Consider the following 20,170-nt stretch of genomic DNA (forward strand, 5'->3'; position numbering starts at 1 on the left):
ATGAATTACGGCCGCTTCGACGACCTGGAACCGCAATGACCTCCAACCAAGTGCCTCCCCTCAAGCCGGGTGATCTGCCGCCGGACGCCCCCCGGGGGCTGATGGCGCGTTTCCGCAACTATTTCCTCACCGGCCTGGTCGTGGCCGGACCGGTCGCGATCACCCTGTACCTGACCTGGTGGTTCGTCACCTGGGTCGACGGTCTGGTGCGCCCGTTCGTGCCGATCGCCTACCGCCCGGAGACTTATCTGCCGTTCGGCCTGCCCGGAGCCGGTCTGGTTGTCGCCGTGGTCGCGCTGACGCTGTTGGGCTTCCTGACCGCCAACCTGGTCGGCCGCTCTCTGGTCGATCTCGGCGAAAGGCTGCTCGGGCGGATCCCCGCGGTGCGCGCGATCTATCGCGGCCTGAAGCAGGTGTTCGAGACGCTGTTCTCCAGCAACGGATCGAGCTTCCGCCGTGTCGGGCTGGTGGAGTTTCCGTCGCCCGGCATGTGGTCGATCGTGCTGATCTCGCAGTCGCCGAGCGCCAATGTCTCGGCCAGCCTGCCGGGCAATGAGGAGCACATCTCGGTCTTCCTGCCGTGCTCGCCGAACCCGACCACCGGGTTCTTCTTCTACGTGCCGAAGAGCAAGATCATCGAAGTCGAGATGAGCGCGGAGGATGCCGCGACGCTGATCATGTCGGCCGGCGTGGTGCAGCCCGGCACCAACGACCAGAAGCGCGCCGCCGCGCTCGCCGGCATGGCCAATGCCGCCCGCATCGCCAACCAGGCCTCGCTGCAGCCGACGGCGCCCGCCAAGGTCGAGTAGGCCGGCTGCAATCTTCCCCGTCGTTCCCCCGATCGACGCCTCACGCCTTCATTGCAAGGAGCCTAGCGACGAAGCAATCCATCCTTCCGAATATGTGGCGTGATGGATTGCTCCGCTGCGCTTGCAATGACGATGGGGTGGCGATCGCGATGACGGCGGAATGCGCTAGCCGGCGCCGATCAGCGGCACGGCTTCGTCGCGTTCGTAGAGATAGAGCAGGCAGCGCAACGCTTCGCCGCGCTCGCCCTTCAGCTTCGGATTGTCCTTCATGATGCGCAGTGCCTCGTCGCGGGCCTGGGTGATGAGCTGGCCGTGCACGTCGGAGCGCGCGATGCGGTAGCCTGGCAGGCCGCTCTGCCTGACGCCGAGCACATCGCCTTCGCCCCGCAGCTTGAGATCCTCTTCCGCGATCCTGAAGCCATCGGTCGTCTCGCGGATCACCTTGAGCCGTGCCTTCGACATCTCGCCGAGCGGCTCCTTGTAAAGCAAGAGGCAGGTCGAGGCCTCCGAGCCGCGGCCGATGCGACCGCGCAGTTGATGCAGTTGCGCAAGCCCAAAGCGCTCGGCGTTCTCGATCACCATGATGGTCGCGGCCGGCACGTCGACGCCGACCTCGACCACGGTGGTCGCCACGAGCAGGCCGATCTCGTGCGCGGCGAACTGCGCCATTACGCGATCTTTTTCGGCGCCCTTCATCTGGCCATGCACCAGGCCGACGCGATCGGCGAACCGCTTTTGCAAAGACTCGAACCGCTCCGTCGCGTTGGTGAGATGCTCGGTGCCCTCGGCCTCGGATTCATCGACCAGCGGGCAGATCCAGTAGACCAGCTTGCCGGCGGCGAGCGCGCGGCCGACGCCATCCATGACGTCCTCGATCCGGCTCATCGGCACGGCGCGGGTGTCGATCGGCTGGCGGCCGGCGGGTTTTTCGCGCAGCTCGGAGACGTCCATGTCGCCGAAGTAAGTCAGCACCAGCGTGCGCGGGATCGGGGTCGCGCTCAGCACCAACACGTCGACGGCCTCGCCCTTGGAGGTGAGCGCGAGGCGCTCGCGCACGCCGAAACGATGCTGCTCGTCGACCACGGCGAGCGCGAGGGCGCGATAGAGGACGTCGTCCTGGATCAGCGCATGAGTGCCGACCAGAAGATCGATCTCGCCGGCGTCGAGCCGCGCCAGAAGCTCGCGGCGCTCCTTGCCTTTCTCTCGGCCGGTGAGGATCGCGACCCGCAAGCCGGCACGCTCGGCGAGCGGCACGATGGTCTTGATGTGCTGGCGCGCCAGGATTTCGGTCGGCGCCATCAGCGCGGCCTGCTTGCCGGCCTCCGCCACGGCAGCCGCTGCGAGCAGCGCCACCACGGTCTTGCCGGAGCCGACGTCTCCCTGCACCAGGCGCAGCATGCGTACCGGCTGGCGCAGATCCTCGGTGATCGCCGCGACCGCGTCGCGCTGCGATTTGGTCAGCGCATAGGGCAGGGCATCGATGATCTTCTTGCGCAGGTGCCCGTCGCCGGCATTGCGGTCGCCGGCGGGGCGGCGCAACTGCGCGCGGATCAGGGCAAGCGCGAGCTGGCCCGCGAGCAGTTCGTCAAAGGCCAGCCGCGACCAGAACGGACCGTCGGGCAGGATGTCGGTCAGCTCGACCGGAACATGCACGCGGGTCAGCGCCTCCCGCAGCGGCGGGAAGTTGCAGCGGCGCAGCACTTCGGGGCTGATCCATTCCGGCAGATCCGGCAGCTTTGTCAGCGCCTGCGCGATGGCGCGGCGGAGCGAACCGAGCGCAAGGCCTTCGGTGAGCGGATATACCGGATCGATTCCGGAAAGTTTTGCAAAGCCGGCCTCGTCGACCACACGGTCGGGATGCACGATCTGCGGGACGCCGTCATACATCTGCAGCGTGCCTGATACGTAGCGCTTCTCGCCGACCGGCAGCAGTTTTTCGACATAGCCCGGCTGGGCGCGGAAGAAGGTCAACACGACATCGCCGGTCTCGTCGCTGGCATAAACGAGATAAGGCGCCCGCGAATTGCGCGGTGGTGGCGGGCGGTGGCGATCGACGGTGACCTCCAGCGTCACCACGGTTCCCGGCACGGCGTCGCGGATCTTCGGCCGCGTGCGGCGGTCGATCACGCTGGCCGGCAGATGCAGGAGCAAATCGACCAGTCGCGGCGTCTCGCTGCGGTCGAGCAGATAGCGCAACAGCTTGTCTTGCTTCGGCCCGACGCCTTGCAGGGTCGTGACCGGGGCAAACAGCGGATTGAGCAGGCTGGGGCGCATCGGTGTCCTTCACACATGACCCGCGTCATGCGCGGGCGCCTGTCCTCGACCCGATCGAGGATGACCCGCGCATCCATCTTCAAAAGAGGATGGATTGCCGGGTCAAGCCCGGCAACGACGGCATCCCCAAAGGCTTCGACCGGCGCGCAAGCCCGGCAATGACGGCATACCCCCAAAGCCGAGGGAAAGGGCTGACATGGCCCGTCTCCGTCGCTATATCAGCCCTCGCCCGGCACGTCCGGGCTTTTGGCGTTGGATGGATTTTGGCTCATGACGGGATCGACACGGTCGAGCAGCGGGCTCGATGACCGCCGCAAGCGGCTTTTGTTTCGCTGCTGGCATCGCGGCATCAGGGAGATGGACCTGATCCTCGGCCGCTTCGCCGACGCGACGATTGGCGAACTCACCGATCAGGAACTCGGCGATCTCGAGCGCCTGATCGAGGTGCCCGACCCCGACCTCTATGCCGCGCTGACCGGCGATCGAGTATTGCCGGCCGAACATGCCACCGCGCTATTTGACCGCATCAAGTCGTTTCGCGTCGCGGACACCAACGCATGAAACCAGCAGCCAAATCACCGGCCGCGATGTTGGCGCCCGGCCGGGTGCTGACGATCTCCAATGTCGCGGAGGGCGCCGAGGGGCTCGTCATCTCGGATCTGGCGCGCGCGATCGCGGCAAAGCCGAAACGATCCGCCGTGAGCCTTGCCGTGGTGTGCCGCGACGGCGCGCGCGTACAGCAACTAGCCCGGGCGCTGGAGTTCTTCGCGCCCGATATCAGCGTGATGCAGATCCCGGCCTGGGACTGCCAGCCCTATGATCGCGTCTCGCCGCATGCCGGCATCCTGGCGCAGCGCCTGACCACGCTCGCCAAACTGTCGCGGCTTGCGGGAAGCGACAAGCCGCTGATCGTCCTGACCACGGTGAACGCCGCCGTGCAACGGGTGCCGGCGCGCGAGCTGGTCGCGGCGCAGGCGCTGTCGGTTGCGCCCGGCAACGTGGTGCCGATGGATTCGATCGTCGCCTGGCTCGAGCACAACGGCTACACCCGTTCGTCCACGGTGCGTGAGCCCGGCGAGTATGCCGTGCGCGGCGGCATCCTTGATCTGTATCCGGCCGGCCTCGACCAGCCGGTGCGCTTCGACTTCTTCGGCGACAGTCTGGAGTCGATCCGCACGTTCGATGCCGAGACCCAGCGCACGCTGCTCGACATGCGTGGGCTCGACCTCGTGCCGGTCTCGGAATTCCAGCTCACCACGGAAACCATCCGCCGGTTCCGCATGGGCTATGTTGCGGCGTTCGGCGCGCCGGAGCGTGACGACCAACTCTATGAAGCCGTGTCCGAGGGCCGACGCCATCCCGGCATGGAGCACTGGCTGCCGCTGTTCCAGGAGCGGATGGACACGCTGTTCGACTATCTCGACGGTGCCGTGGTCGCGATCGAGCCGCAGGGCGAGGACGCCGCCCGCGAACGCTTCAAGCAGATCGTCGACTATTACGACGCGCGCCGCGAGGCATTGGAGCATCCCGGAGGCGGCGCGATCTACAAGCCGTTGCCGCCGGACAAACTCTATCTGACCGAAGGCGAATGGACCAAGCTGCTCGGCGACGCGCCGCTAGCGCGCTTGACGCCATTCGCGGTGCCCGAAGGCGCGGGCGAGGTGTTCGATGCCGGCGCGCGGCAGGGCCGCAACTTCGCACCCGAGCGCGCCGACACCAACGTCAACGTGTTCGAGGCCGTGGTCGGCCATGTCGGCGCGCTGCAATCACAGCGCAAGAAAGTGGTTGTCGCGTTGTGGAGCGAAGGCTCGCGTGACCGCATGGGCGCGATGCTGCGCGACCACAAGCTGTTGAACCTCACCAACGTCAACACCTGGCGGATCGTGCAGGCGACGCCACGCAACGAGACCATGCTGGCTGTGCTCGGCATGGAATCCGGTTTTGAAACCGACGAATTCGCGGTCATCAGCGAGCAGGACATCCTGGGCGACCGCCTGGTGCGGCCGCGCAAGGCGAGCCGCAAGCTCGACAATTTTATCTCGGAGGTGACGAGCCTCTCGACCGGCGATCTCGTCGTGCATGTCGAGCACGGCATCGGCCGCTTCGTCGGCCTGCAGACGCTGGAAGTCTCCGGCGCGCCGCATGACTGCCTCGAGCTGCATTACGCCGCCGACACCAAGCTGTTCCTGCCGGTCGAAAACATCGAGCTGCTGTCGCGCTACGGCTCGGACAGCGCCAATGTCGAGCTCGACCGGCTCGGCGGCGGCGGCTGGCAGGCCCGCAAGGCCAAGCTGAAGAACCGCATCCGCGAGATCGCCGGGGAACTGATCAAGATCGCGGCCGAGCGCCAGCTCCACGAGGCGCCGAAGTTCCCGCTGCAGCCGCATGTCTATGACGAGTTCTGCGCGCGCTTCCCCTATGAGGAGACCGAGGACCAACTCGGCGCGATCACATCGACGCTGAAGGATCTCGAAATCGGTCGCCCGATGGATCGCTTGATCTGCGGCGACGTCGGCTTCGGCAAGACCGAGGTGGCATTGCGCGCAGCCTTTGCGGTCGCGCTGGAGGGGCGGCAGGTCGCCGTCGTGGTGCCGACCACGCTGCTGGCGCGGCAGCACTCCAGAACCTTCACGGAGCGGTTCCGCGGCTTCCCGGTCAACGTCGCGCAGGCCTCGCGGCTGGTGTCGACCAAGGAACTCAACCAGGTCAAGAAGGGGATCGCCGACGGCAGCGTCGACATCGTCGTCGGCACCCATGCGCTGCTCGGCAAGACCATCAAGTTCAAGGACCTCGGCCTCTTGATCGTGGACGAGGAGCAGCATTTCGGCGTCAGCCACAAGGAACGGCTGAAGCAGCTTCGCGCCCAGGTGCACGTGCTGACGCTGTCGGCAACCCCAATCCCGCGTACGCTGCAACTGGCGCTGACCGGCGTCCGCGAGCTCTCGATCATCGCATCGCCCCCGGTCGATCGCCTGGCGGTGCGGACTTTCGTCGCGCCGCATGATCCCTTGATGATCCGCGAGGCGCTGCTCCGTGAACGCTATCGCGGCGGACAGGCGTTCTACGTGGTGCCGCGGATCGAGGACCTCGCCAGCGTCAAGGATTTTCTCGACAAGAACGTGCCGGAGATGAAGGTCGCGGTCGCCCACGGCCAGATGCCGCCGACCGTGATCGAGGACATCATGTCCGCCTTCTACGACGGCAAGTATGACATCCTGCTGTCGACCACGATCGTGGAATCCGGTCTCGACATCCCGAACGCCAACACGCTGATCGTGCACCGCGCCGACATGTTCGGCCTCGCGCAGCTCTACCAGCTCCGCGGCCGCGTCGGCCGCTCCAAGCTGCGCGCCTATGCACTGTTCACGCTGCCGGCGCAGCAGAAGATCACGGCACAGGCGGAGCGGCGGCTCAAGGTGTTGCAGTCGCTGGAGACGCTGGGGGCCGGCTTCCAGCTCGCCTCCCACGACCTCGACATCCGCGGCGCCGGCAATCTGCTCGGCGAGGAGCAGTCCGGGCACATCAAGGAAGTCGGCTTCGAGCTGTACCAGTCGATGCTGGAGGAGGCGATCGTCAATCTCAAGGCTGGTGTCGCCGAGCCCGCCGCGGACCGTTGGTCGCCGCAGATCACGATCGGCATGCCGGTCTTGATCCCCGAGGACTACGTCAACGACCTCAGCGTGCGGCTGTCGCTGTATCGGCGGCTCGCGGATCTCGAGACCGACGAGGAGATCGACAATTTCGCTGCCGAGATGCGCGATCGCTTCGGCGTGCTGCCGGACGAGGTGCGCTATCTGTTCAAGGTCGCTGCGATCAAGGCGTATTGCCGCAGGGCCAATGTCGAGAAGGTCGACGCCGGGCCGAAGGGCGCCGTGATCACCTTCCGCGACAACGCCTTCGCCCAGCCCGAGCGGCTGGTCGCGTTCATCCGCCAGCACGGCCAGGCCGCGAAGGTGCGGCCCGACATGAAGGTCGTGTTCTTCCAGGACTGGGAGACGCCGGAGGAGCGGCTCGCCGGCACCACCGATATCCTGCGCCAGCTCGCCAACCTCGCCGAGAGCAAGAAAGCGGCGTGAGGCATCATCTCCAAGCTGTTCCGTCATTGCGAGGAGCGAAGCGACGAAGCAATCCATGCAGCCGTTGGCGTTGTTCTATGGATTGCTTCGCGGAGCCTGTCATCGGGCGCGCATTCGCGCGACCCGTTGGCTCGCAATGACGGCCGCACTGTTCCGGCACTACGACGCCGCGCGCTCCGGTATCTGGTTGAGACGCGCGAGCAGCGATGTCGCGCTGTCGCCTGGCAGCAGCGCGGCCACGTTGATGATCGGTTCGGCGCGCGTGTCGCGGCGCCCGTGATGAGTATGCCGCATCACGCTCGCCAGTCGCCGCGTGATCGCATGGGCGTTGCGCAGATCGGTGCCGACGAACACCACGATGATCGACTTGTCGTCCTGCACGGCGCCAAAATCGGTCTGGCGCATCAGCTTGCTGATAATCCGTGCGCCGTCGAATTGCGCGCGGGGATGGGCGTTATCGAAGCTGAACCGCGCCACCGAGAGCGTGCCGCCACGCTCGGCGGTCTGGTAGACGGTGGTGGCGAAGTCGCGGTCGAACGCCGCCTTGGTGAGCAGGCCGGTGCGGGCATCGATCAGACCCTTGGCATCGATGGCGCGTAGCATCCGGCCAAGCCGCGCCTCGAAGGCATGCTGCCGGATCAGCGGCAGGGCGATATCGGCGATGCGTAGCGGCCCGGCGGCGATGATCTCGAGATTGGGCAGATCGTAGCGCGGCGACAACTCGTTCGAGACGACGATCACGGGAAGGGGGCGGAAGCGAACGTCCTCGGTCAGCACCGTCAGGAATGCATCCATCACGCGTGGCGTAAATCCTTCGGCCAGCACGATGCCATCGATATCGCGGCTCGAGAGATGCTTGGCGGCGGCTTCGATGCTCAGTGCACCGACCACGCCGGCGCGTTCGCCGAGCGCGACCGACAGCGCTGGGTAGGCGCCGCCACGCCCGATCAGCAACGTGGTGGCTTCGCCGACGGGATCGATATCCGACATCGCGATCGGCGTCGGCGGCACCAGGCGCCGCATCACGGTCGCGTGCAAAGCGCGCACGCGCAGGCAGGCATTGAGCCGCGCGATCAGCCGGTCGGGCAGGCCGCGCTTCTGGAAGAACGCGATCGCTGTGTCGGGCAGGGCGGTCGCGGGATCCACCGCGATCAGCGGCAGGTAGGGGGCACGGGCGGCGGCGCGCTTGGCGAGCGTTGCCAAGGTCGGGTAATCGACGCCCTCCGTTGCAGCGATGATGGCCGCCGGCTTCACCTGTTCGATGGCGCGCGCGGCCTCGCTCCAGTCCGTGGACACGACCGGGAACAGTTTCGTCTCGTCGAGGACGGCGGCGAATGACGGCTTCGCCGTCGCCGACACGATAAGGACCGGACCTTGTTGGGACATGGAAGAAAGCTCGGGACCTGTGCGCGGATGCGCAATGGCCCGAATGCTAAATCGGCACGCTTAATGTGGTGTCAACACAACCGTGAGAATGCGATCTACGCTGCGGGCGTGCGGTCGCGAAATGCTTCGACCATCAATGGGTTAAGCCCGAGCTCGGTCAAGGCGTCGCGGGCCCGTGCATTGTCTTGCGCCCGTCCGGCGAGCTTGTGGCCGCTGAGCCGGTCCGGCAGTGCCGTCAGGAGCCCGCCCTGGCCGAGGCGGCGCGACCATTCCTGGAGGTCCTGCGCCAGAAACCGGTAGCCGCCAACCGTCATGATACCAGACGGCGGCGCGGTGATGTTGATGGCACCAGTCGCGCGATCGGCCCGCGCGGCATATTCGGTGTCGACGAAATCGCGCGGTGGCGGGGCGATCATGAGCTCACCGGGGGGCGGCGGCGCATAGGCAGCGGCCGGCACCATCGGGCCGCGGAGCCCCAGCGTCCCCTTCGGTGTCAGCAAGATCTCGCCGGCGATCGATGCGCCCGGCGCTTCGCGGGGGGCGCCTTGCGGGCCCAGCTTGATCGGCGCGGGTGATCCATCCTCGGGGCTACGGCGGGCACCGAACAGCCCGGCCTCGCCGAACAAATAGACGTCGGTCAAACTCGCGCGCTGCGAGGTCCAGCATGCGCTGGAGGCGACCTGCTCCGGCGCGCGCCACAAGCCGATGACGTTGCGCAGGGTGGGGAAGCGCTCCGACAGCCCACGCTCGTCGAGCCGCAATGCGAGCTGCGCGGGGGCGATCAGCGTGTCGCAGGCATGGTCATTGAACTGCGTCTCGAGCACCTCTTCATCGAAGGGGTGATGCAGCACCAGCGTTCCACCCGATAGCAGCCAGGCCACCAGCGACGCGCAAAGCCCCGCAAACGACATCGGCGCGAAAGCCGACATGATGGTGGCGCCCTGCACCAGGTCGCTCTCCAGCGACATCGCGAGCCCGCCCGCGATCAGGCTGAAATGCGCGCGTGGCACGGGACGCAACCCTTCACTGGTGACGTCGAAAGAAATCAGCGCGGCCTTGCGGCCATCTTGAATAATCGGACGCGAGGTCCGGGAGTCCTGCAGGATCGCCTGGTCGAGCGAGGCCATGCCTTCGGGCAGATCGTCGCCGAAACCGCAGACATGACGGATCGAGAATGCCTCCGCTGCGGCGTTCATGGCGAGGTCGGCATGGGAGACGCCATCGATCCTGCTCGAGGTGACGATCGCCCGCGCCGCTGTGCGGTTGAGTGCCGCCGTCAGTTCGGCGTGCCTCCACAACAGCGGCAGCGGCACCACGACCAGTCCGACGCGATGGGCCGCCAAGACCGTCAGCGCAAACTCGACCGTGCCGGGAAGCTGGACCGCGATCACCGAATTGGCTGGCAGTCCGCTCTCGACGAAGTGGGCCGCGATTGCCGAGATCGCGCGATCGGTCTGGGCGTAAGTCAGGCGTTTGCGGGTCTGGCCGGTGATGCGTTGCTTGTTGAGGGGGTCGACGAGCGCCAGCGCGTCAGGCTGCCGTGCCAGGATCCGCTTGAACAGGGTATCGAGCGTTGGCGAGGTGATCGGCTGGTTCACGGGTTCAACGTCGGTTGCAACACTTGCTTCGCATCAAGACTCGGATCACTCCAGATCGTCAATTGGATTGCGAACCGGCCTTCTGCCACCAGGTCTCCGGCAAGTAGCCCGACAAGGCCGTGGTCGAAGGCCGTTTTATCCGATTCCAGCGCGCGATCCATTGTTCTCCGACGTCAAAGAGGGGGATAGCGTAGAAGCCTGACATCAGCACCCGGTCCAATGCCCGCACCGCGGAGATGAAGGCTGGCCGTTCCCGCGCAGCCAGCAGCGCCGCGATCATGGCGTCGATGGCCGGATCTTTGGCGCCCATGTAGTTCCGCGTTCCCGGGACGTCGGCTGCCTGGCTGCCCCAGTAGAACGCCTGCTCATTGCCGGGTGACAGCGACTGGTCCCAGCGATTCGGGATCATGTCGAAGTCGTAGGCGAGCCTGCGCTGCTCGAACTGCACTGCGTCGACCACCCGCACCGTGGCGTTGATGCCCGCGCGCTTCAGGTCGCGCTGATAGGCGAGCGCAATGCGCTCATGCTCGCGTGTCGTCACCAGGATCTCGAAGCTGAGCGGCGTTCCGGTCGCGCGCTGCTTCAACACCGTGCCGTCGATCGCGTAACCGGCATCGGACAGCAGCGCGAGCGCGTTGCGCAGCACCGTGCGGTCGCGTCCGGACCCGTCGGTGACCGGGAGATGGTACCGGCCCTCGAGAATATCCGAGGGGATGCGCGCGAGGTATGGCTTCAGCAAAGCACGCTCGCGATCGTCGGCAGGCCGGCCGTAAGCGGACAATTCCGATCCGGCAAAGTAGCCGCCGGAGCGCGAATACAGTCCGAAATAGTAGTTGCGGTTGATCCACTCGAAGTCGAACAACATCGCCAGCGCCCGGCGCACCCTGACATCGGCGAACGTCGGCCGCCGGCTGTTGAACACGAAGAACTCGGAGGGGTGCGGAATGCCGATCTTGTTGGTGTCGCGGATCACCTCGCCATTGCGAACAGCGGGGAAGTCGTATCCCTCGTGCCAGCGCAACGGCTCGTTCTCGACCCTGAAGTCGTAGAGACCGCGTTTGAAGGCCTCGAACAGGCCGTTGGCCTCACGGTAGAAGTCGAGCCTGATCTCGTCGAAGTTCCAAAGGCCGCGGTTGATCGGCAAGTCGCGCCCCCAGTAGTCGGGATTGCGAGTGAAGGTTACGCTGGCTCCGGGGCTGACGGCCGTGACCCGGTACGGACCGGAGCCGATCGGCGCGGCCAATGTGGTGTCCTCGAACTTCGCGACGTCGATGGCATGCCGCGGCAGGATCGGCATCAGACCGAGGATCAGCGGCAATTCGCGATCGGCGATGCCCCCGAAATCGAACCGCACCGTGAGCGGGTCGAGCGCCTCGGCTTTTGCGACTTTCGAATAGTACTGGTGATGCAGTGGTCGGCCGTGATCACGCAGCAGCGCCAGCGAGAACAGCACGTCATCGGCCTGCACCGGCCGGCCATCCGAAAAGCGCGCACGCGGATCGATATGGAAGGTGACGTAGCTCCGGTCATCGTCGGTCTCGACGCTGCGGGCGAGCAGACCGTACAGCGTGAAGGGCTCGTCATTGCCTCGCGCCATCAGGCTTTCGTAGACATAGCCACGCTCATACGCATAGCCCCTGATCTGTTGCACCGGAACGCCCCTGACGATCAGCGGGTTGAGGCTGTCGAAGGTGCCGATCAGGCCCTGCACCAGCCGGCCGCCCTTGGGGGCGTCTGGATTGGCATAGGGCAGATGGGAAAAGTCGGGCGGCAGCGCCGGAGCGCCATGCATGGCGATCGCATAGCTTTCGGCGCCCCCCGCAGGAGCCGCTCCCGTTGCCAGGATGGTCAACACAAGGAGCAGGCTGGCGAGCGCGCGGCGCCCGAACCGCCCTGGAACAGGCGGGTGAAGTGTCGGATTTGATTCGCAAAACGTCACGGCGAGAGCTTTATCACAGGCTGCTGCGACTCGCCGTGACCGCGGCGCAAATCCGTTTGTCGGCATTGATCTTTCCGCGCGCCGCTGTATTGAAGGCGTGCAATCGAGCCGGGCAGCAACACCTGTCACGTATCCGCCTCAATTGACTAGGAGACAGCCGCCCAAACGGCTAACTGTCGGCGCCTGCAGCGGTTTCGGGCGCTGCCGTTCAGAAAGGGTTTTCCGCAATGAATTTCCGTATCTTGGCCGCCTCGGTTCGGCCGCAGGGGCGAATTGTCGCCCTGATGGCGGCAACGGCATTGTCTGCAACGCTCCTGGTTCCTGCCGCTCAGGCCCAGCAGCCGGCGCCGGCACCGAAGGCTGCGCCCAAGGCGGCACCGAAGGCGGCCCCGAAGGGCGCGCCGGCACCAGCGGCCCCGCAGCAAGCCGCTCCGCCGGCCGCGCAGCCGCCGCAGGATCAGCAGATTCAGCTCATCTACGCCCCCTGGACCAAGTTCTGCCTGAAGGGCCAGGAGGCCAACGCCAAGCAGGTCTGCTTCACCGGCAAGGACGGCCGGATCGAGTCCGGTCAGCCCGTCATCGCGGCCGTGGTCATCGAGCCGGAAGGCGAGCCGAAGAAGATCCTGCGCGTGACATTGCCGCTCGGCATGCAACTCGTTCACGGCACCCGCATCATCATCGACAACAATCCGCCGCAGCAGGCGCCTTACGTGATCTGCTTCCAGAACGGCTGTATGTCGGACTATGAAGCGACGCCGGAGATGATCAACAACCTAAAGAAGGGCCAGAACCTGGTGGTTCAGGCGATCAACTCCAACGGCGCGCCGCTGACGCTGCCGCTGCCGCTGAACGGCGAGTTCGCCAAGGCCTATGACGGCCCGCCGACCGATCCGAAGCAGTTCGAGGAAAACCAGAAGAAGCTGCAGGAAGAGCTGCAGAAGCGCGCCGAAGAGCAGCGCAAGAAGCTCGAGGGCGCGGGTGCTGCCGCTCAGCCCGGAGCGCCGGCGGCGGCTACCCCGCCGTCCAAGTAAGCCCGCCAAAACCATCGCACGACAAAAGGCGCCGGAACGGGCGCCTTTTTTCGTTGGCATAGGCCGCCGTTCGCTTCATTCAAGATGCGGCGTCATGCGATCGCGTCTGGCTGATAGCGGTTTGCCGCGCTGGTCGCGCTGGACAGCGTGTGCGATGTTTTGCAACGGGCACGTTCCGGTCGCCTGAGAATCGTGCGTTGCCCGGCCCGGGACGACCCCGGCATCGACGCAAAATCACAGAACAAACCTGGGAGGCCAGACGAAAGCGGAGCACGCGCCTTCGATCCGCAGGCACGCGCGTGTTCTGTGACCTCTGGCTCTCGTTTGCGGAAAAGTGACGGCTCGGTGCGGCTGGAACGCTCGGATCGCAAGACCGTCCGCAATGTAGTTATGGAATCCAGTTGATGTCTCAACGAGCAAGCCAGCAGCGGCTAGAACCGCTCAATCGTCCGTTGGGGCAACCGCCAGATCGCCGCACGTCGCTCGAGGGCAATGCCGGCGTCAGGCAGGACAACACCGCGTTCCATCCGGGCGTCGTGCATTTTGCACTGGCGATGGGTGGCTTCGCGATCGGCATCACCGAATTCGCGACCATGAGCCTGCTGCCGTTCTTCGCGCGCGACCTGCACATCACGGCGCCGGAAGCCGGCCACGCGATCAGCGCCTACGCGCTTGGCGTCGTTGTCGGTGCGCCTGTGATCGCAGTGCTGTCGGCGCGGGTCGCGCGGCGGACCACGCTGATCGCGCTGATGGCCTTCTTCGCACTGATGAACGGCCTCTCGGGTCTCGCACCTGACTATCATACCATGCTGGTGCTGCGCTTCCTCGCGGGATTGCCCCACGGCGCCTATTTCGGCATTGCTATGCTGGTTGCTGCCTCGCTCGTGCCGATGGACAAGCGGACCGGCGCGGTGGGCCGCGTGCTCCTCGGCCTCACCATCGCGACGACAATCGGCGTCCCGCTGGCCAATGGGGTGGGGCAGGCGATCGGCTGGCGCTGGGCCTTCGCGATCGTCGCCGGTCTCGGGTTGCTCACCGCCGTCCTGGTCTTGATCTTCGCCCCGCGCGACGCCGTCAATACGGGAGCGAGTCCGTTGCGCGAACTCTCCGCGCTCGGACGCAAGCATGTCTGGCTCACGCTGGCGATCGGCGCCATCGGCTTCGGCGGGCTGTTCTCGGTCTACACTTATCTCGCCTCGACCATGCTGGCGGTGACGCATGTGTCGCCGGCGCTGGTGCCGGTCGCGCTATGCGTGTTCGGGGTCGGGCTGACGGCGGGCAACATCATCGTGCCGCGCTTCGCCGACCGCGCACTGATGGCGACCGCCGGCGGGCTGTTGCTGTGGTCGGCGGCGACGCTGGCGCTATATCCGTTGGCGGCGGCGAATTTCTGGACGCTGATTGTCGACGTGCTGCTGATCGGGCTCGGCGGCGCGCTCGCCACTGTCTTGCAGACCCGGCTGATGGACGTGGCGGGCGAGGCCCAGAGCCTCGCGGCCGCGCTCAACCATTCCGCCTTCAACATTGCCAACGCATTGGGGCCCTGGCTCGGCGGAATGGCCGTCGCCGCAGGTTACGGCTGGACATCCACCGGTCTCGTCGGTGCTGGATTGGCGCTATCTGGCTTTGTCGTCTGGGCGATCGCCGCGGCGCTGGCGGCGCGCGAAGGGATCTGAGCCGCCGCCATCATGACACCGATGGCGTGATGAGTTCTGCACGAAAGGGGAGGTCGTCAGTTCAGCGACGGATTGCGCGGACGATAGCCGCCCGACTTGTCCTTGATGAAGATCTCGGCCACCTGCGAATGCCGGATCGGTTCGCCGGAGTCGTCGGGCAAGAGGTTCTGTTCGGAAACATAGGCCACGTACTCGGTCTCCGAATTCTCGGCGAGCAGGTGGTAGAACGGCTGGTCCTTGTGGGGACGGACGTCCTCGGGGATCGACAGCCACCATTCCTCGGTGTTGTTGAACTCCGGGTCGATGTCGAAGATCACGCCCCGGAAGGAGAACACCCGGTGACGGACGATCTGCCCGATCTGAAACTTGGCGGTGCGCGCTTTGATCATGGCTCGTCGATAGACCATCATTGTGGCTGATGCTAGGGGCAAGGGAGTGATTTAGCCCTTGGTTGACCGATTCTCGTCCGGGGCTGACCGACCCGGAATACCGCCGAGAATCCACTTTCAGAATGATCGATATCCTCAATCTGGCGCTGCCGTATTTCGGCCTGATCTTCATCGGCTATGCGTGCGGCAAAGCCAAGGGGCTGCCTGAGAGTGGGCTCGCCTGGATGAATTTCTTCCTACTCTACGTCTCCCTGCCGGCCTTGCTGTTCGGGATCATGTCGAGGACCCTGTTTTCGGAGCTGAACAACCCGCCGTTTCTGATCGCGACCACGCTTGGAACCGTGATTGCCTTCTTCCTGGCGATGGTCGCCGGTAAGGCGATCGGCGGGCTCTCGCTGCGCGAAGCAACGCTCGCCGGCCTGTCGGGCGCCTACGGCAATATAGGCTATATGGGCCCGGGACTGGCGCTGGCCGTGCTCGGCGCCAAGGCGGCGGCGCCGACCGCGCTGATCTTCTGCTGCGACAGCATCTTCCTGTTCTCGATCGTGCCGCTGCTGATCGAGCTCACCGATCGCGATCATCCTTCGCTGCTGCATGCGCTCGGCGTGGTGATGCGCCAGATCCTGCAGAACCCGCTGATCATGTCGGCGGTGCTCGGCGCCTTGGTCGGCGCGCTTCATGTTCCGCTCCCGGTTGCGCTCGACCGGACCATCCAGTTTCTGCAGAACGCCGCCGCGCCGACGGCGCTGTTCGTGCTCGGCGTGACGGTCGCGCTGCGGCCGTTCAAACGGGTGCCGTGGGAGGTCCCCGGCGTGATCGCGATCAAACTGTTGATCCACCCGCTCGTGGCGTTTGGCCTGATGCTGCTGTTCGGTCCGTTCGCGCAGCCCTGGGCCGCCACCGCCGTGCTGATGGCCTCGCTGCCTCCGGCGTTGAACGTGTTCGTGATCGCCCGGCAGAACGACACCTGGATCGAGCCGGCCTCAGTTGCCGTGCTGATCGGGACCTTCGCCTCGGTGATCACGCTGACCGGCGTGATGTGGTTCATCCAGACCGGACGGCTGGCCTTCCCTTGATCGCCGCGCTCACCGCCGCCATGACGGCGCCAGCCCCTCGCGCATCGCGAGTCGGCGCAGCGGGCCGATCGCGCCGATCAGATGCAAGCCGGCGGCCCGCGCGGTCTGCATCGGCAGGAAATCGCTGAGCAGCGAGCGGTTGGCGAGATCGATTGCCCAGGTCCGGCTGGCGACGTCGGGGCGCCGCGCCAACTGGTAGCGCGACAGCACCCGCGGCGCGCCCGGGTCTTCGCCGCGCGAGACGGCCTGGCCGGCGATCTCGGCGATATCGGCGGCGTCGCGCAGTCCCATATTGAGACCCTGCGCGCCGATCGGCGGCAGCACATGGGCGGACTCGCCGACCAGCGCAACGCGGTCCTTGGCGAATTGCCGGGGCCGCTCGATGGCGAGCGGAAACACATGGCGTCCAGGCTCGACCTGGACGCGGCCGAGGATGGAATGGGATTGCCGCTCCGCCGCCGCGGACAGGTCGTCATCGCCGAGCGCCTTCAGCCGCTCGGCCTCCTTGAGCGCGCAGACCCAGACCACGCTGCTCCGGTTGCCGGAGAGCGGCACGAACACGCAGGGGCCGTGCTCGGTGTGAAATTCGGTCGAGATGTTCCGGTGCGGCCGCGCATGCGTGATGTTGAAGGTGAGGGCGGATTGCCCGAGGTCGCGCCTGACGACCTCAATTCCGGCGGCCTCGCGGGACAGCGAGTTGCGCCCGTCGGCGCCGACCACGAGGTGGGCCGACAAGGACCGGCCCTGCCGCGTCTGCACCGTGACTGCCGTAACGTCAGGAAGAATCGCGGCGGCTTCGTCATCGAACCGCGTCAGCGCCGGCAGTTCGCCGGCGCGCTCCTCGAGCGCTGCGACCAGCGACCGGTTGTCGATGTTGAAGCCGAATTGCTCGCGCCCAATCTCCTCGGAAGAGAAGCGCACCTCGGGCGCACGGATCAGGCGGCCGGTATCGTCGACCAGACGCATCGTCTTGAGCGCCGCCGCTTTGTCACCACAGCGCCGCCAGACATCCAGCCGTTCCAAGAGATCGGTCGAGGCTCCCAGCAGCGCGGTGGTGCGATTATCGGCATAAGGCGCCCGGCGCGCCAACAGCGCAGTCCTCGCGCCGGCAACGGCCAGGGCGACCGCGGCCGTCAGGCCGGCGGGACCGCCGCCGATTACAATAACGTCATAAACCTGAAGGTCCTCGGTCATATCAGGACAAATGACATGGTTGGCCCGATTTTCAAGCCATCGGTAACCACCAAAGTTGTCCGGCGGTTTACGCGGCGGAACGCCGCAACAGTACACATGCAAAGCGGGCCGATTCCTGATAGCACTGCGGCCAGATGGACCAGATCAGCCAGCCGGAGTCCTTGCCGGAACGGATGCGGACCGCCGCATTTTCCGTTCATATTTTCACGGCGCTGGGTGCGGGCGTCGCGCTGCTGGCGATGCTGGAGGCGGTGCGCGAGCACTGGGCCAGCATGTTCGGCTGGCTCGGCGTGGCGCTGATCATCGATGGCATCGACGGTCCTCTGGCGCGCAAGCTCGACGTGGTGCGGTTGCAGCCGAACTGGTCCGGCGAGGTGCTCGACCTCGTGGTCGATTTCGTCACCTACGTGTTCGTGCCGGCCTATGCGATCACCGCAAGCGGCATGCTGCTGCCGCTGGCCGCGCCGATTCTCGGCATCGGCATCGTGGTCTCGAGCGCGCTCTATTTCGCCGATCGCCGCATGAAGGCCGAGGACAACCATTTCCGCGGCTTCCCGGCGCTGTGGAATGCCGCAGCGTTCTATCTGTTCCTGCTGCATCTGCCGCCGGTGCTATCGACGCTTGCGGTTGCGACCCTGATCGCGCTGACCTTCGCGCCGTTTCATGTGCTGCACCCGCTGCGCGTGGTGCGACTGCGCTGGCTGACCCTTTGGCTGCTCGCAGCCTGGGCGCTGCTCGCCCTGTACACCGTGGCGAAAGGCTTCATGGTCGGGACATCAGTCACAGTCGCACTCTGCGTCATCGCGGCCTACATCGTCGGCAGCGATACCCTGATCCGCCGTGTGAGAGCACTCAGAGCATGATGGAATTGATCGCAAACCCGGAGGCCTGGGCGGCGCTGTTGACATTGACCGCCCTGGAGATCGTGCTCGGCATCGACAACGTGATCTTCCTCTCGGTGCTCGTTTCCCGGATTCCGCAGCCGCAGGCCAACCGCGCGCGGCAGATCGGCCTGTTGCTGGCGCTGGTGTTTCGCATCGTCCTGCTCAGCATCCTGGTGTGGCTGATCGGGCTGACGCAGCGGGTGATCACCATCAAGAGTATCGCGCTGTCGTGGCGCGACCTCATCCTGATCGGCGGCGGCCTGTTCCTGATCGCCAAGGCGACACATGAAATTCACGGCGAGGTCGAGGCGCGAGACACGGCCGACGAGGCCAAGGCGACGGCCAGCGCATTCTTCTGGGTGATCGTGCAGATCATCATCGTCGATCTGGTATTCTCGCTGGATTCGATCATCACCGCGATCGGCATGGCGCAGGACCTCGAGATCATGATCGCTGCGGTCGTGATCGCCTGTATCATCATGTACGTCTCGTCGGGGCCGGTGGCGCGATTTGTCGCGGAGCATCCGACCACCAAGATGCTGGCGCTGGCTTTCCTGGTGCTGATCGGCGTGGCGCTGGTGGCCGACGGATTCAAATTCCACATCCCGCGTGGCTACATCTATTTCGCCATCGCGTTCTCGGCCGCGGTCGAGATGTTCAACGTGCTGGCGCGACGCAATCGCAAGAGGGCGGCGGGGTAGGCGGCTCGGTTGACAAGACGGCTCTGATGGCATTCGCTCGCTTCACTTGAGATGAAAGGGAGCGATCGACATGACCAAGGCTGTGCGGGTGCACAAATTGGGGGGCCCGGAAGTCCTGACCTATGAGGATGTCGAGGTGCCGTCTCCCGGGGTCGGCGAGGTGCGGATCCGGCAGCACGCGGTCGGCGTGAACTTCATCGACGTCTATTTCCGCACCGGCCTGTACAAGGCGCCAGGCCTGCCTTTCATCGCCGGCAATGAGGCGTCCGGCGAGGTCGTGGCCGTCGGTCCGGGGGTGACCAACTTCCATCCCGGCGATCGCGTCGCCTATTACTACAACCTCGGCGGCTACGCCTCCGAGCGCGTCATCCCGGCCGAGAAGCTCGTGAAGCTGCCCGACCACATCACCTATGAGCAGGGTGCCGTGCTGATGCTGAAGGGCCTGACGGTCTGGTATCTCCTGCACAAGACCTTCAAGGTCGAGCCCGGCCATCGCGTGCTGATTCACGCTGCAGCCGGCGGCATCGGGCTGCTGGCCTGCCAATGGGCGCACGCGCTCGGCGCGCACGTCATCGGCACCGTCGGCTCGAAGGCGAAGGCCGATCTCGCGCTCGCCAACGGCTGCGACCACGTCATCCTCTACAACGAGGAGAACTTCGTCGAGCGCGTCAAGCAGATCAGCCGCGGCGAGCTGTGCGATGTGGTCTATGACGGTGTCGGCAAGACCACCTTCCCGGGATCGCTGTCGTGCCTGCGCCCGCGCGGCCTGTTCGTCTCGTTCGGCAATGCCTCGGGGCCGGTGCCACCGTTCCCGCTCGCCGAGCTCAACAATCACGGCTCGCTGTTCGCGACGCGGCCGAAGCTCAACGATTATGTCGGCACCCGCAAGGAGCTGCTGGAGGGCGCCGACACGCTGTTTGCGGCCGTGATCAACGGCAAGCTGCACGTGCCGATCAACCATGCCTATGCGTTGAAGGACGCGGGGAAGGCGCATATCGATCTGGAGAGCCGGGCCACTACGGGCGCGGCGATCTTGAGGCCGTAGTTCCACATCGTTCCGGGGCGATGCGCAGCATCGAACCCGGAACCTCGAGATTCCGGGTTCACGCTCCGCGTGCCCCGGAATGACTGCGATCA

The 20,170-nt window shown here is 65.7% G+C and carries 15 protein-coding genes; 9 read left to right on the plus strand and 6 right to left on the minus strand.

All coding sequences use genetic code 11. The annotated features are described in order from the left end of the window. Window positions 1–35 precede the first annotated feature (35 nt). On the plus strand, window positions 36–809 hold the full coding sequence (locus P6U30_RS18860) for a DUF502 domain-containing protein (protein WP_407146117.1): 774 nt from the start codon (window positions 36–38) through the stop codon (window positions 807–809). 165 nt (window positions 810–974) lie between these two features. On the opposite strand, the gene recG is transcribed toward P6U30_RS18860, so the two are convergent. After that, the gene (gene recG / locus P6U30_RS18865) at window positions 975–3,083 is read right to left on the minus strand and encodes an ATP-dependent DNA helicase RecG (protein WP_407164397.1); all 2,109 of its coding nucleotides are present in this window, start codon (window positions 3,081–3,083) and stop codon (window positions 975–977) included. 270 nt (window positions 3,084–3,353) lie between these two features. Here recG and P6U30_RS18870 point away from each other — a divergent pair, with 270 nt between their 5' ends. Beyond that, the gene (locus P6U30_RS18870; protein WP_407164399.1) at window positions 3,354–3,644 is read left to right on the plus strand and encodes a succinate dehydrogenase assembly factor 2; all 291 of its coding nucleotides are present in this window, start codon (window positions 3,354–3,356) and stop codon (window positions 3,642–3,644) included. Continuing rightward, window positions 3,641–7,159: a transcription-repair coupling factor gene (gene mfd, locus P6U30_RS18875; protein WP_407164401.1), complete on the plus strand. Its 3,519-nt coding sequence runs from the start codon at window positions 3,641–3,643 to the stop codon at window positions 7,157–7,159. Before P6U30_RS18870 ends, mfd begins: the two co-directional genes overlap by 4 nt. A gap of 159 nt (window positions 7,160–7,318) precedes the next feature. On the opposite strand, the gene P6U30_RS18880 is transcribed toward mfd, so the two are convergent. From P6U30_RS18880 to P6U30_RS18890, 3 genes are all read right to left on the minus strand, one after another. Then, window positions 7,319–8,545: a GGDEF domain-containing protein gene (locus tag P6U30_RS18880; RefSeq protein WP_407164403.1), complete on the minus strand. Its 1,227-nt coding sequence runs from the start codon at window positions 8,543–8,545 to the stop codon at window positions 7,319–7,321. Window positions 8,546–8,640: 95 nt separating this feature from the next. Then, window positions 8,641–10,143, minus strand: a complete 1,503-nt coding sequence (locus tag P6U30_RS18885; protein ID WP_407164405.1) for an AMP-binding protein — start codon at window positions 10,141–10,143, stop codon at window positions 8,641–8,643. A 58-nt stretch (window positions 10,144–10,201) separates the two neighbouring features. Beyond that, window positions 10,202–11,935 (minus strand): extracellular solute-binding protein, encoded by a 1,734-nt coding sequence (locus tag P6U30_RS18890; protein WP_407164406.1) that lies wholly within the window; start codon window positions 11,933–11,935, stop codon window positions 10,202–10,204. Window positions 11,936–12,309: 374 nt separating this feature from the next. On the opposite strand from P6U30_RS18890, the gene P6U30_RS18895 reads away from it, so the two are divergent. Continuing rightward, window positions 12,310–13,113, plus strand: a complete 804-nt coding sequence (locus P6U30_RS18895; RefSeq protein ID WP_407164408.1) for an invasion associated locus B family protein — start codon at window positions 12,310–12,312, stop codon at window positions 13,111–13,113. A 404-nt stretch (window positions 13,114–13,517) separates the two neighbouring features. Next, window positions 13,518–14,789, plus strand: coding sequence for an MFS transporter (locus tag P6U30_RS18900; RefSeq protein WP_407164410.1), 1,272 nt, complete (start codon window positions 13,518–13,520; stop codon window positions 14,787–14,789). Window positions 14,790–14,845: 56 nt separating this feature from the next. Here the strand turns inward: P6U30_RS18900 and hspQ are convergent, their stop codons facing one another. Continuing rightward, entirely contained in the window at window positions 14,846–15,178 is a 333-nt protein-coding gene (gene hspQ / locus P6U30_RS18905; protein ID WP_280971526.1) for a heat shock protein HspQ, read from the minus strand. Between the two features lie 122 nt (window positions 15,179–15,300). On the opposite strand from hspQ, the gene P6U30_RS18910 reads away from it, so the two are divergent. Beyond that, on the plus strand, window positions 15,301–16,254 hold the full coding sequence (locus P6U30_RS18910) for an AEC family transporter (RefSeq protein ID WP_407164412.1): 954 nt from the start codon (window positions 15,301–15,303) through the stop codon (window positions 16,252–16,254). A gap of 9 nt (window positions 16,255–16,263) precedes the next feature. On the opposite strand, the gene P6U30_RS18915 is transcribed toward P6U30_RS18910, so the two are convergent. Further along, the gene (locus tag P6U30_RS18915) at window positions 16,264–17,448 is read right to left on the minus strand and encodes a UbiH/UbiF family hydroxylase (RefSeq protein ID WP_407164413.1); all 1,185 of its coding nucleotides are present in this window, start codon (window positions 17,446–17,448) and stop codon (window positions 16,264–16,266) included. 134 nt (window positions 17,449–17,582) lie between these two features. On the opposite strand from P6U30_RS18915, the gene pcsA reads away from it, so the two are divergent. The 3 genes from pcsA (at window position 17,583) to P6U30_RS18930 (ending at window position 20,078) form a co-directional block, all read left to right on the plus strand. After that, entirely contained in the window at window positions 17,583–18,311 is a 729-nt protein-coding gene (gene pcsA, locus P6U30_RS18920; protein ID WP_407164415.1) for a phosphatidylcholine synthase, read from the plus strand. Beyond that, window positions 18,308–19,033: a TerC family protein gene (locus tag P6U30_RS18925; RefSeq protein ID WP_407164417.1), complete on the plus strand. Its 726-nt coding sequence runs from the start codon at window positions 18,308–18,310 to the stop codon at window positions 19,031–19,033. The genes pcsA and P6U30_RS18925 overlap by 4 nt, the downstream gene beginning before the upstream one ends. Window positions 19,034–19,103: 70 nt before the next feature. Beyond that, window positions 19,104–20,078, plus strand: coding sequence for a quinone oxidoreductase family protein (locus P6U30_RS18930; protein ID WP_407164419.1), 975 nt, complete (start codon window positions 19,104–19,106; stop codon window positions 20,076–20,078). Window positions 20,079–20,170: the final 92 nt, after the last annotated feature.

The organism is Bradyrhizobium sp. ORS 111 (assembly GCF_045571485.1).
Taxonomy (GTDB): Bacteria; Pseudomonadota; Alphaproteobacteria; order Rhizobiales; family Xanthobacteraceae; genus Bradyrhizobium.

Excerpts from the sequence above, each read along its gene's own strand:
- mfd (WP_407164401.1), top strand. The coding sequence starts at position 3,641 with ATGAAACCAGCAGCCAAATCACCGGCCGCGATGTTGGCGCCCGGCCGG.
- P6U30_RS18930 (WP_407164419.1), top strand. The coding sequence starts at position 19,104 with ATGACCAAGGCTGTGCGGGTGCACAAATTGGGGGGCCCGGAAGTCCTG.
- P6U30_RS18925 (WP_407164417.1), top strand. The coding sequence starts at position 18,308 with ATGATGGAATTGATCGCAAACCCGGAGGCCTGGGCGGCGCTGTTGACA.
- pcsA (WP_407164415.1), top strand. The coding sequence starts at position 17,583 with ATGGACCAGATCAGCCAGCCGGAGTCCTTGCCGGAACGGATGCGGACC.
- P6U30_RS18890 (WP_407164406.1), bottom strand. The coding sequence starts at position 11,935 with ATGCATGGCGCTCCGGCGCTGCCGCCCGACTTTTCCCATCTGCCCTAT.
- P6U30_RS18915 (WP_407164413.1), bottom strand. The coding sequence starts at position 17,448 with ATGACCGAGGACCTTCAGGTTTATGACGTTATTGTAATCGGCGGCGGT.
- hspQ (WP_280971526.1), bottom strand. The coding sequence starts at position 15,178 with ATGATCAAAGCGCGCACCGCCAAGTTTCAGATCGGGCAGATCGTCCGT.
- P6U30_RS18880 (WP_407164403.1), bottom strand. The coding sequence starts at position 8,545 with ATGTCCCAACAAGGTCCGGTCCTTATCGTGTCGGCGACGGCGAAGCCG.
- P6U30_RS18870 (WP_407164399.1), top strand. The coding sequence starts at position 3,354 with ATGACGGGATCGACACGGTCGAGCAGCGGGCTCGATGACCGCCGCAAG.
- P6U30_RS18910 (WP_407164412.1), top strand. The coding sequence starts at position 15,301 with ATGATCGATATCCTCAATCTGGCGCTGCCGTATTTCGGCCTGATCTTC.
- recG (WP_407164397.1), bottom strand. The coding sequence starts at position 3,083 with ATGCGCCCCAGCCTGCTCAATCCGCTGTTTGCCCCGGTCACGACCCTG.
- P6U30_RS18900 (WP_407164410.1), top strand. The coding sequence starts at position 13,518 with ATGTCTCAACGAGCAAGCCAGCAGCGGCTAGAACCGCTCAATCGTCCG.
- P6U30_RS18895 (WP_407164408.1), top strand. The coding sequence starts at position 12,310 with ATGAATTTCCGTATCTTGGCCGCCTCGGTTCGGCCGCAGGGGCGAATT.
- P6U30_RS18860 (WP_407146117.1), top strand. The coding sequence starts at position 36 with ATGACCTCCAACCAAGTGCCTCCCCTCAAGCCGGGTGATCTGCCGCCG.